Annotated in this window: 7 protein-coding genes; all 7 read left to right on the top strand. The window is 42.6% G+C overall.

Annotated features, from left to right (window positions below; translation table 11 throughout):
* Positions 1–2: 2 nt before the first annotated feature.
* Complete coding sequence (locus KO473_RS17425; RefSeq protein WP_232303489.1) at positions 3–332, top strand: hypothetical protein; 330 nt, start codon at positions 3–5, stop codon at positions 330–332.
* 799 nt (positions 333–1,131) lie between these two features.
* Positions 1,132–2,022, top strand: coding sequence for a signal peptidase I (gene lepB / locus KO473_RS17420; RefSeq protein WP_005807398.1), 891 nt, complete (start codon positions 1,132–1,134; stop codon positions 2,020–2,022).
* Complete coding sequence (locus KO473_RS17415; RefSeq protein ID WP_005823415.1) at positions 2,019–3,710, top strand: O-antigen ligase family protein; 1,692 nt, start codon at positions 2,019–2,021, stop codon at positions 3,708–3,710. The genes lepB and KO473_RS17415 overlap by 4 nt, the downstream gene beginning before the upstream one ends.
* Before the next feature lie 409 nt (positions 3,711–4,119).
* Positions 4,120–5,190, top strand: coding sequence for an efflux RND transporter periplasmic adaptor subunit (locus KO473_RS17410; protein WP_005780239.1), 1,071 nt, complete (start codon positions 4,120–4,122; stop codon positions 5,188–5,190).
* Positions 5,191–5,216: 26 nt separating this feature from the next.
* Positions 5,217–8,294 (top strand): efflux RND transporter permease subunit, encoded by a 3,078-nt coding sequence (locus tag KO473_RS17405; protein ID WP_005780238.1) that lies wholly within the window; start codon positions 5,217–5,219, stop codon positions 8,292–8,294.
* A gap of 2 nt (positions 8,295–8,296) precedes the next feature.
* The gene (locus KO473_RS17400) at positions 8,297–9,790 is read left to right on the top strand and encodes a TolC family protein (protein ID WP_005780236.1); all 1,494 of its coding nucleotides are present in this window, start codon (positions 8,297–8,299) and stop codon (positions 9,788–9,790) included.
* Between the two features lie 20 nt (positions 9,791–9,810).
* Positions 9,811–13,014 (top strand): efflux RND transporter permease subunit, encoded by a 3,204-nt coding sequence (locus tag KO473_RS17395; protein WP_005823413.1) that lies wholly within the window; start codon positions 9,811–9,813, stop codon positions 13,012–13,014.
* Position 13,015 lies beyond the last annotated feature (1 nt).

The following is a 13,015-nucleotide window of genomic DNA, read 5'->3' as shown; positions in this document are numbered from 1 at the left end:
TTGTGATTATATCTAATGTGGGCTGTGGTGGATGTATTTCGGAGTCAGAGGCTTTTTTGAAAAGGAATACAAATGATAGTATCTTTTTTGTTTTTACGAATATTTCATCTTTGAAAGCATGGCGTTTAAGAATGGGGGATAAGCTTCAGCAGAAAAATGTATATGTGGACGAAAATAATGATTTCTTGTTTAACGATGAGCGGATTGATAGTCATCCTGTAGTATTGCAGGTTAGCAATCCTAAAAAAGTAGAGTGGGATTTTGGGGATCCAGGGAACAGTTTTGAACAAACTATCCATATCCACAACGAAGATTATTCTAAAATGATATAGAAAATATTCCTTTATTAACACGCTTATAATAAGAATATTACGTCTTTATTCTGCACCGTTATCTAAGCCCGTGTACCCGGGCTTGTGAGCCTGTGTACCCGGGCTTATGGGCCCGCATACCTGGGCTCATGGGCACAGGTATGCGGGACGGGATAAAGAAAAGACCATTTTCACTAAAGATAGCAAGAAAAACAAAATACAATAATAGACATAAATAGATAAGAGGTTAGCTGTATGTGTCTGTGTATCAGATGTTTATTGTTTGTTTATCCCTTAAAAACGGAGGTGGAAGATGGAAGATGGAGGTGGAAGATAAATGGCTTAAAAACACGATCTTCCACCATGCTATTATATTGATTGTTAATAAATTAAACTTAAAAAGGTGGAAGATGGAAGATCGAAATGCGTTTTTTGTAGGAAAGTGTCTTTTCACCACAGGATTGCACAGGTTATGATACATCCTTATGATTAGTTTAGTCACTTCAAATAAAGCTATTATCGCTCAGATACGGAAACCTTCTTAATCTTTTGTTTCAATCATTTTTTAACAGGATCTAAAACATTTGGTAATGTTTTTACGAATAAGATGTGTTTATAATTTAAAATGTATTATTTTTGCGAGTATAGAAAAAATATCATAATATGTAGCCTTGACTAATATATGTGGAAGAAGTTGTTATTGTATGTTTGTTTAATAACTATTTTGTGTTCTTGTCAGAATCTAAAACCCGGGAATTTTATTTGCTCTCTTTTACTTTCGATTCTTGACAGGAGATCGTATTAAAATATATATGTAGATATGAAGAAAGAAGTTTGGGTGAAACTGGTGAAACGAATCGGAAACTGGATTGTGAATATCTGTTTCTATTCTTGTGTGGCTTTTGTAGCCTGGATGGTATTACAGGTATTTTGCTTGACTTCTTTCAAGATCCCTTCAAACTCGATGGAACCGGCCTTACTTTCGGGAGATAAGATATTAGTGGATAAATGGACCGGAGGGGCACGACTGTTCAATATCTTTGCATCGTTACGGGGTGAGGACGTTCCTATCTATCGTCTGCCGGGCTTTGGCTCGTTTAAAAGGAACGATGTGCTTGTATTTAATTTCCCTTATCAGGATGGGAGTGATAGTATCGGATTCGATATAATGAAGTATTATGTGAAGCGGTGCATTGCTCTTCCGGGAGATACGTTGGAAATACGCAGGGGATATTATCATATCAAGGGGATAAAAGACAGTTTGGGGAATGTGAAGGCACAACATCGGATTTCTCGGGTCAGAAGGGAGGATTCGCGAGGGATTGTGATAGATGCTTTTCCGTGGGACGGGCGTTTGGGATGGACCATTCAGGAGTTCGGTCCTCTTCCGGTGCCGGCAAAGGGGCAGGTAGTGAAGATTGATACGTTGTCCCGTTTACTTTATGGAAGATTGATTCATTGGGAACAGAAAAAGAGATTGCAACAAAAGGGGAATTCAGTTTGTCTGGGCGATAGTGTGATAAGAGAATATAAGTTTAGGGAGAATTATTATTTCGTATCGGGGGATAATATGGAAAACTCAAAAGATTCCCGCTACTGGGGCATGCTGCCCGAATCATATATTGTAGGAAGAGCATTTACGATATGGCGTTCGGATGATCCTTTGCGTGAAAAAATTCGTTGGGATAGGGTATTTAAAAAAATAAAATGACGGAGATGAAGGTAGATTATATACATATTATACTCCGTGGGGGACTTTTAGCGATAGTGTGCACATTGCTGTCTGTGGTATGGGTAAATGATCCGATGCTTCCGGCAGGTGAACTGTCCGGACAATGGGCTTATCTGGCAAAGGCCGCTATGGGGGCTGCTACAGGACTTTTATTGTTGGCTTTTGTCTATTATAAAAAGAGGTATGATATGGGGAGGGATTTTTATCAGGTAGTTGTCTGGAGTCTTATAGCGTTGGCTGCTTCCGAGGCTGTTTATGGATTAAGACAACTTTATGGTTTTACTTCTTCCCATCATTCTCTATACTCCCTGACCGGGTCTTTTTTTAATCCGGGGCCTTATTCCGGTTATCTGGCCATGGTCTTTCCGCTTTGTCTGGATCAATGGCTAAAATTGCGAAAAAGGATAAATAAAAACTGGATCGAGTGGACCGGATATTATGGGGCATTGGCAGTATTGTTTCTTATACTTTGTGTGCTTCCGGCAGGTATGAGCCGTTCGGCATGGTTGGCTACGATTGTTTCCGGTATTTGGGTATATGGTGTACATAAGTCCTGGCCGGTACATCTGAAGAGGATATGGATGCGTAAAAAAGCAAAGATGATAGCAATTGCTTCGGCTCTGTGCATAGTCGTGCTGGTGGGGGGAGTTTGTCTGTTTTATCTGAAAAAAGATTCAGCCAGTGGACGATTGTTCATGTGGAAAATCAGTACGCAGGCTGTTATGGAAAAACCATTTACAGGGTATGGTCAAGGGAGTTTTGCACTTGCATACGGGACAGCTCAGGAAACTTACTTTGCAAAAGGAGATTATTCTCTACGTGAAGAACTGGTGGCAGGAAGTCCGGAGTATGCTTTTAATGAATATTTGCAGATTGCAGTCGAACGGGGAATTCCGGTTTTGTTCTGTTTCCTGGCTTTTGTTGGTTTTTGCCTGTGGCGAGGTGTCGGCTTGAAGCGTTTAGGTGCATGTGGTGGAATAATCTCGTTGCTGGTGTTTGCTTTTTCTTCTTATCCGATGCAGTTGCCCGCCTTTGTTATCTCTTTCGTGGTTTTATTGATGGCTTGTGTCGCAGATCGTTTTCTTGCCTGGCAACTGGTCTTTGCCTGTGTATTGGGGATTTCCGGATACTATTGGCAGCAGGCGGACGTATATAAAGAGTGTAAAGACTGGGCTAATTGTCGCATGTTATATCAGGCAGGAGCTTATCAAAGTGCCAAAGAAGGCTATGAGCGTTTATATCCGAAGTTGAAGAAAAGAGGGGCCTTTTTATTTGAGTACGGGCATTGTTTGCATAAATTAAAGGAGGCGGATGCTTCAATCTTATTATTAAAAGAGGCTTCTACCCGAAGTTGCGATCCGATGATACTAAATATTATTGGTAAGAATTTTCAGGAAAAGGGAGAATATGCTGAAGCCGAAAAATGGTTATTACGTTCCACTCATTTATTGCCGGGCCGGATTTATCCATATTACTTGCTGGCAAAACTGTATGCTGTTCCTGAGTATTTACAACGGGATAAATTACAGAAAATGGCGGAATTGGTCTTGACTAAAGAACCTAAAGTGCAGTCGACTGCCGTAAGAGAGATGAGAGAAGAAATTAGGAAGCTACTTGTAAATGTAAGTAACGAAAAAATCGTAAAAAGCAGAAAAGTAAATGATTAATATGTTTTAAATGCAAAAAAAAGTCTGCTTTTTCTTTTGGCATTTTAAATATTAGCAATTATATTTAGGGTCTCGATTGAGGTCATTCCGGCTTTGGTTTCAGTGCCGGCTATATTTGTTCTCCGGAAATAGGATATCAGATAAGCAGGTTTCTACCGTGAAGAGGAATGAGTATAATAGTGAGAATAGATGATGAAATGCGATAGGATTATCTGATTTTTTACGGATTAACCGGGGTGAAATGTTTTTTGTCCACCTCTGTTAGTAACGTAAAAATCGTAAATGGCAAATTATCAGTGTTTTAATGACGGTGTGCCAGTAGGATTTAGTCCGCCATTTATTTTGTGTGTTAGAAAATAACCAACTATATTTGCAACCATAAATTAATAGAGAAAAGTTTAATAACATTATGAAAAACCAATATCCCTTCTATACGCTTTGCCTGGCATTGGCAATGCTGACAGCTTGTTCCGGTGAGAAGAAAGAAAGTGCTTCTGAAAAAGGAGTGGAAACTGTGTTGCCCGACACGAAAAATGAAGTGTCCGTTATGACCTTGAAGAAGCAGGTATTCAACCATGAACTGGTGAGTAATGGAAAAGTATCTGCCAAGGGAATGGCTGATCTGAGATTTGAAAGTGGTGAGGTGATAGCTCATATTTGGGTGAAGAACGGAGACCGGGTGCAGAAGGGACAAAAGTTGGCAGAGTTGGATAAGTTCAAACTTGACAATCTGTTGTCACAGGCAGAAGATGCTTTGAAAAAATCCGAGCTCGAGTTGCGTGATGTGCTTATCAGTCAAGGTTATCCGGCAGATGATATCAGTCAGGTACCCGAAGAAACCATGAAATTGGCGAAGGTGAAGAGTGGTTATGACCAAAGTAAATCGCAATATGAAATGGCAAAATACAATGCAGAGCATGCTACATTGATAGCACCTTTTGCCGGGGTAGTTGCTAACTTGTTTTCGAAGCCTTATAATTTGGCGAATACTTCGGAAATATTCTGCACGGTGATCGATATGCAGGGAATGGAAGTAGACTTTACCGTGCTGGAAAGTGAGTTGCCTTTAATAAAGAATGGAGATAAGGTGGTGATTAAACCTTATTCTGATGCGGCGACAGTACATGAAGGAAATATATCGGAAATCAATCCATTGGTGGACGATAAAGGAATGGTGAAGGTGAAAGCCCGGGTGAACGGGGCAGGCAGACTGTTTAGCGGAATGAATGTGCGTGTCAGTGTGCACCGTTCGTTGGGAGAGCAGTTGGTGATTCCTAAAAGTGCAGTGGTGCTTCGGTCGGGCAAACAGGTTGTGTTTACTTTGAAAGATGGAAAGATGGCTCAGTGGAACTATATTCATACCGCTCTGGAAAATGCTGACAGCTATAGTGTTGCCGATGGACTGACAGAAGGAGATACTGTAATTGTAACCGGAAACATCAATCTGGCACACGAAGCTCCGGTCACTATCATTGAATAAGGATGAATCACTAACACAAAACAATTATGATTAAATTCCTGATACAACGTCCCATTGCCGTATTGATGGCTTTTACGGCTTGCTTCATAGTGGGGTTGGTGACGTATTTCACGTTGCCGGTATCGTTGCTGCCGGATATCTCTATCCCAGAGATTACCGTACAGGTAGCAGCGAAGAATACTTCGGCACGTGAATTGGAAAACACAGTAGTGAAGCCTATCCGCCAGCAATTGATTCAAGTGGCTGCTTTGAAAGACATGTCCAGCGAAACACGTGATGGTGCAGGTATTATCCGGCTTAATTTTGATTTTGGTACCAATACGGATTTGGCGTTCATAGAGGTCAATGAAAAAATTGATGCGGCTATGAATTATCTGCCAAAAGATACAGACCGTCCGAAGGTGATTAAGGCAAGTGCAACCGATATTCCGGTGTTCTATCTGAACCTGACCCTGAAGACGGACAGTGCTTATGAAGAGACAGATCAAAGGGCATTTCTGAATTTATGTGAGTTTTCCGAATCGGTCATCAAGCGCCGTATCGAACAATTGCCCGAAGTGGCAATGGTAGACGTTACCGGATTATTGGAAAGACAGTTGCAGATTGTGCCTGATATGGACAAACTGGCTATGCTCGAATTGTCTATTGAAGATATTGAAACGGCTTTGGCACAAAACAATGTGGAGCCGGGGAGTATGACTGTGCGGGATGGATACTATGAATACAACATTAAATTTTCTACTTTACTTCGTACCTCGGAAGATGTGGAGAACATTTATATCCGGAAGGGAGACCGTATCATACAGTTGAAAGAATTCTGTCGCATAGCGGTGGTGCCGGTTAAAGAAAAAGGAGTATCCGTTTCGAACGGAAAGAGAGCGGTGACTCTTGCCATCATTAAGCAAGCTGACGAAAACATGGATAAAATGAAGGAGGCACTGTCGGAAACGATGGACTATTTCAAAAAGATCTATCCGGATATCGAGTTTAGTGTGAGTCGAAATCAAACTGAACTGCTGGATTATACGATATCCAATCTCCAGCAGAATCTTTCACTTGGTTTCTTCTTTATTTGTATTGTTGCCGTACTGTTCCTGGGCGATATCAAATCTCCTTTTATTATTGGACTGAGTATGGTGGTATCCATTGTCATCAGTTTCTTGTTTTTCTACTTGTGTAAGATGTCTCTCAACATCATCTCCCTGTCCGGATTGATCCTTGCATTGGGTATGATGATCGACAGTTCGATTATTGTAACTGAAAATATATCACAATACCGGGAAAAGGGCTATTCGTTGAGGAGAGCCTGTGTGGCAGGAACAAGCGAGGTGGTAACTCCTATGCTTAGTTCTTCTTTTACGACAATTGCCGTATTTGTGCCTTTGGTATTTATGAGCGGTATCGCAGGTGCTATTTTTTACGATCAGGCCTTTGCCGTAACGGTAGGACTGATGGTTTCATATTTTACAGGTATCATGTTGCTTCCTGTTTTGTATATGTTAGTCTATCGTACCGGAATAAAAGGAGGCCCGAAATGGCTGAGGCTGAAGATTAACAATCCGTTGAAAGAACATACCTTGGATCGTTTCTATGATAAAGGAGTCGATTGGGTATTTAGCCATAAAACGCTGAGTGTACTGTTCTGCGTTATTTCTTTCCCGCTATGTATTTTCTTTTTCTTCTTTATTGATAAGGAGAGAATGCCGGACATCGATGAAAATGAATTGATCACCCGTATCGAATGGAACGAGAACATCCATGTGGACGAAAATCAGCGTCGTGTAGACGAGTTGTTCCGTGAGTTGCAGGGGCAATCTGTAGAGCAGACGGCCTCCATCGGACTGCAGGATTACATCTTAAATCGTGAGCAGGAGTTGTCGTCATCAGAGGCAGAACTGTATTTTAAGACAGAAACTTCGAAGGAGATTGCTCCGTTGCAGTCAGAGATTTATAAAAGGCTGAAAGAGCGCTATCCCTTGGCGGTAATTTCGTTTTCTCCACCGGAGACTGTTTTTGAAAAACTGTTTGTGACAGGGGAGGCTGATATTGTGGCCGAGTTGTATGCCCGTAATAAAGACAAGGCACCCGAACCTGGTACCTTACGCGGACTGGAACAGACGTTCAGGCAAAAAACGGGAATACCTCCGACGGGTATTGCTTTCGAAAATCAGTTGAATCTTAGCATTAACCAGGAAAAGTTATTGTTGTATCAAATCTCTTATAATGAACTGTACCGGGTGCTGAGAACTGCTTTCAAAGAGAACAGTGTAGCTATGTTGCATTCTTATCAACAATATCTGCCTATCAGCATTGCAGGAGACGAAAAAACGGTCAATCAGGTTTTGCAGGAAACGTTGATTCAGACCCAGCCGGATAGTAAGACGGGAGAGGTGAACTTCATCCCCTTGCGTGAGTTGATAAAGGTAACTCCCGCCGAAGATTTAAAGAGCATCACGGCCGGAAGAAACGGAGAGTATATTCCTTATAAATTCTATGGAGTGGAGGATGCCGAACAGTTAATGACTGAGGTGAAAGAAGTGACTAATGAAACAGGAGATTGGGACATCGGCTTTTCCGGTAGTTTCTTTTCCAATCAGAAGATGCTGGACGAGTTGGTCGTGATTCTGTTTATTTCATTGTTGCTGATGTATTTTATTTTGGCAGCCCAGTTCGAGAGCTTTATGCAACCCTTGCTGGTGTTGATGGAAATACCGATTGACGTGGCGTTTGCATTGGTACTGCTCTGGATATGCGGACATACATTGAATCTGATGTCGGCCATCGGGTTGATTGTGACTTGCGGTATCGTGATCAATGACTCTATCCTGAAGTTGGATGCTATTAATGAATTGCGTAAAGAAGGGGTACCTTTGCTGGAAGCCATTCACGAAGCCGGGCGCAGAAGGTTACGTCCGATCATTATGACATCATTGACCACCATCTTCGCAATGGTCCCGTTGCTGTTCTCGTACGACCTTGGGTCCGAGCTTCAGAAGCCGCTTTCCATTGCCATGATTGGCACCATGACGATCGGTACACTGGTGAGTTTGTTTATCATCCCTTTACTGTACTGGTTTATTTATAGAAATAAAGTAAAACGATAGATATGAAGAAAAGATATTATATAGTAATGGCAACTTTGCTGCTTGGAGTTTCTGTAGCGAAGTCTCAGGATCATATAAAACTTGATTTGCAGAAAACGATACAATTGGCCAATGATAGTTCACTGGAAGCATTCCGCACACAGAATATGTATCTTTCCGGTTACTGGGAGTACCGGACTTACAAGGCCAACCGTCTGCCGAGCCTTACTTTGAATATGACTCCCGCCGAATATAACCGGGATATTACCAAGCGATACGATTCGGAAAATGACTTGGATGTTTATCGTAGTCAACAGTCGTTTTATGCTTCCGGTAATCTGGCTATCCAGCAGAATTTCGACTTGACGGGTGGTACTTTCTATCTGCAATCTCAATTGGGATATATGCGCAGTTTTGGCGGAAGTAAGTCGACACAGTTTACCAGTGTGCCCATCCGACTGGGATATTCACAAAGTCTGGTAGGATATAATTCGTTCAAGTGGGAAAGAAAAATAGAACCCCTTAAATACGAGAAAGTAAAGAAGGAGTTTGTATATAATGTGGAGGCTGTATCCGTGCAGGCTACTACCTATTTCTTTAACCTGGCAATGGCGCAGGCTGAATATAATCTGGCCAAAGAGAATATGGTGTCGTCGGATACGTTATACAGCATTGGAGTACAGCGTCAGAAGATAGCAGCCATTTCGAAGGCGGACCTGTTGACATTGAAACTGGATGTGGTAAATGCACGCAATACATTGCAAAATAAAGCGAGTGCCTTGAAACGTGCTATGTTTTCTTTGGTTTCTTTCCTGAATTTGGATAAGAATACGGTTATTGATATCGATTTGCCCGTACGTCCGCAGGAATTGGTGATACCTGTGGATAAGGCTTTGCAGATGGCACATGAAAACAATCCTCAGCTACTGGGATTGAAGCAGAATGTACTTGAAGCCGAACGCAATGTGGATAAAACCAAAAAAGAATCACGTTTTAATGCGAGTGTGAACGCCAGTATCGGTTTCAACCAGGTAGCTGATAACTTTGGGGATGTGTACCATAAACCCATGCAGCAGGATTTGGTGTCGGTCAGTGTCAGCATTCCATTGGTGGACTGGGGGGTAAGAAAGGGTAAGTATAACATGGCCCGCAATAACCTGAATGTGGTGAAGACTTCTGCCCGTCAGGATGAAATCAGTCTGGATGAAGAAGTGATTATGACTGTAAACGATTTCAATATCCAGCAAAACCTGATAACCAGTGCCGAAGAAGCACTTGATCTTTCCATTCTGGCTTATAACGAAACCCGCCAGCGGTTTATCATCGGGAAAGCGGACATCAACAGTCTGACTCTGTCCCTGAACCGTCAGCAGGAAGCACAGCAGAACTATATTTCCGCTTTACAGAACTATTGGCTGAACTATTATAAGATACGTAAACTGACGTTGCATGACTTTGCTACCGGAATCCCGCTGACTGAAAAGTTTGACTATGCGGGGGGACAATTGGTGAGATAGTGCTACCTAACATTGAAACGATGGATAATCCTTCTAAAATAAAAGCGCAGACGAAAGCCTCTTCTTTCACGCTGATTGTCGCCTTTATATGCGTGGCGTTGATTGGTTTGGCCTTGATTCCCCTGCTCCCCGTAAAACTGAATCCTTCAAGAACTTTACCGGGTTTTACGGTACAGTTCAGTATGCCCGGCACTTCGTCGAGGGTAGTGGAGATAGAGGCAACCAGTAAACTGGAGGCCATGTTGGCACGTATTAAAGGTATAAAGAACATCTATTCTACCTCCGATAACGGTTCGGGGAGCATTACCATTGAATTGGACAAGTATGCGGATATAGATGCGGTACGTTTTGAGGCATCAACCATTATCCGGCAGACCTGGCCTCAGCTTCCCGACGGAGTGAGCTATCCCTATATCAGGATGAAGCGTCCGGACGATAATGCCTCACGTCCTTTTATGTCGTTTACACTTAATGCTCCTTCTACTCCCATCTTGATTCAGCAATATGCCGATGAACATATCAAGACGAGGCTGGCACAGATTCAGGGTATCTATAAGATAGACTTGAGCGGAGCCACACCCATGGAGTGGGTGTTGGAGTATGATAGCGAACAACTGAGACGATTGGGTATTTCTTTGAGCGATATTCAGCAGGCTGTTGCCCGCTATTATCAAAAAGAGTTTCTGGGAACTTATAATATCGAGTCGGCTTCAGGTGGTAAAGAGTGGATCCGGCTGGCCCTGATGCCCGAGTATAAAGAGGAAGGATTCGATGCTTCCCGTATCCGGGTGAAAAGTACAGAAGGAAAATTGATCAGTCTGAACGAGCTTGTAACGGTGAGCCACATGGAGGAAGCTCCTCAGAGCTATTATCGTATCAACGGACTTAACTCCATTTATTTGTCGATTACAGCCGAGGAAACTGCCAACCAGTTGCAACTGAGTACACAGGTTAAAGAAGAGATGGAGGCGATACAGAAAGTGTTGCCAGCCGGATATGAGATCCACACAAGCTACGATGCTACGGAATTTATTCACGAAGAGCTGAATAAGATTTATTTGCGTACCGGGCTTACGGTCCTGATTCTGCTGTTTTTTGTGCTGCTTATCACGTTGAATCCACGCTATTTGTTTTTGATCGTGGTCAGTCTGAGTATCAATATAGCCGTAGCAGTGATTTTCTATTACCTTTTCGGACTGGAAATGCAGCTCTACTCACTCGCCGGTATTACGGTTTCGCTCAATCTGGTGATAGACAATACGATTGTGATGACCGACCATATCCTGCACCGGCGTAACCTGAAAGCCTTTATGTCCATTCTGGCTGCGACCCTGACTACAATGGGAGCTTTGGTCATCATTTTCTTCCTTGACGAGAAGATACGGTTGAATCTGCAAGATTTTGCAGCCGTAGTGATTATCAATCTGGCTGTATCTCTGTTCGTAGCTCTTTTCTTCGTACCGGCTCTGATCGAAAAGATCGGGTTAAGAAAGAGAAAGCGCCGTCAGACCAAATCCCGTTTCTTCCTTCTTCGTGCTTCTCTTCCGCGGAGAATAACAGTTTACTTTACCCGTTTCTATGGCTGGATGATACGTAAATTATGCCGTTGGCGTGTGGTTGTCTGCATCTTGTTGGTACTGTTGTTCGGACTTCCGGTATTTATGCTGCCGGAAAAGATGGAAGGTGAAGGGCGTGCCGTGGAGTGGTATAACAAGACCTTAGGATCATCTACTTACAAAGAAAAAGTGAAACCGGTTGTGGACAAAGCACTGGGAGGCAGTTTGCGCCTGTTTATCCAGAAGGTATACGAAGGCAGTTATTTCACCCGGAACGAAGAAGTGGTATTGTATGTTCATGCCAATCTTCCGAACGGCAGTACGTTGGAGCAGATGAATGAACTGATTAAAAAGATGGAGATTTATCTGAGTCAGTTTAAGGAAATCAAACAGTTCCAGACTTCGGTGTACAGTGCCCGTCGTGGTAATATTAATGTCTATTTTACCAAAGAGCATCAGAATAGCGGTTTCCCCTATACACTGAAAGCAAATATTATCAGCAAAGCCTTGCAATTGGGTGGAGGCAGTTGGGGGGTATACGGTTTGCAGGATCAGGGGTTCAGTAATGATGTGCGTGAGGGAGCCGGTTCTTTCCAGGTGAAGATGTATGGATACAATTACGATGAATTGTATGAATGGGCTGAGAAGTTGAAAGCCAAATTGCTGACTCACCGACGGATCAAGGAAGTTATAATAAACTCTTATTTCTCTTATTGGAAAGACGATTATCAAGAGTTCTACTTTGACCTCAACCGGGAACGTATGGCACAGGAGAACATCAATGCCAATATTCTGTTCTCTACGATCCGCCCTATTTATGGTAAGAATATGGAGATCGGATCGGTAGTGGCGGATAATGGTTCGGAAAAAATAAAGCTTTCCTCCAAACAGTCTCAGGAGTATGACATTTGGGCCATGCAATATTTTCCGTACGGAACGGATGACAAACAGTATAAACTGTCTGAACTGGCTACTATGGAAAAGGGACAAATGCCGCAACAGGTTGCCAAAGAGAATCAGCAATACAGGTTGTGCCTGCAATACGAATATATCGGTTCGGGGGAACAAGGAAATAAAATTCTGAAACGTGACCTGGAGGAGTTTAACAAAGAACTCCCGATGGGGTATACGGCTCAATCGGAGCGGGATAGCTGGGGATGGGGAAAGAAAGATAATAAGCAATATCTGCTTTTGCTGGTAGTGATTGCCATTATCTTTTTCACGACAAGTATCTTGTTTAATTCATTGAAACAGCCTTTGGCTATCATATTTATTATTCCGGTGTCATATATCGGTGTATTCCTGACGTTCTATTGGTTTAAGCTGAACTTTGACCAGGGAGGTTTTGCTTCGTTTGTTTTATTGTGTGGTATTACGGTGAACGCCAGTATCTATATTCTTAACGAGTATAACGCCATTCGTAGACGTTCTCCCCGAATGTCGGCCTTGAGGGCCTATACCAAGGCTTGGAATGCGAAGATCATTCCTATCTTCCTGACAGTTGTCTCTACGATCCTTGGCTTTATTCCTTTCATGGTAGGTACAGATAAGGAAGCGTTCTGGTTTCCATTGGCCGCAGGAACCATCGGTGGGTTAGTCATGTCAATCATCGGAATCTTCTTCTTCCTTCCGGTATTTGTGCTGAAGAAGAGAGTGGGGAAACGATGAA

This window comes from Bacteroides sp. HF-4919 (assembly GCF_018860125.1).
This window is presented reverse-complemented; position numbering and strand designations above follow the sequence as displayed.

Bases quoted from the DNA above. Each gene is read 5' to 3' on its own strand.
- lepB (WP_005807398.1), top strand. From the start codon at position 1,132: ATGAAGAAAGAAGTTTGGGTGAAACTGGTGAAACGAATCGGAAACTGG.
- KO473_RS17415 (WP_005823415.1), top strand. From the start codon at position 2,019: ATGACGGAGATGAAGGTAGATTATATACATATTATACTCCGTGGGGGA.
- KO473_RS17410 (WP_005780239.1), top strand. From the start codon at position 4,120: ATGAAAAACCAATATCCCTTCTATACGCTTTGCCTGGCATTGGCAATG.
- KO473_RS17405 (WP_005780238.1), top strand. From the start codon at position 5,217: ATGATTAAATTCCTGATACAACGTCCCATTGCCGTATTGATGGCTTTT.
- KO473_RS17400 (WP_005780236.1), top strand. From the start codon at position 8,297: ATGAAGAAAAGATATTATATAGTAATGGCAACTTTGCTGCTTGGAGTT.
- KO473_RS17395 (WP_005823413.1), top strand. From the start codon at position 9,811: ATGGATAATCCTTCTAAAATAAAAGCGCAGACGAAAGCCTCTTCTTTC.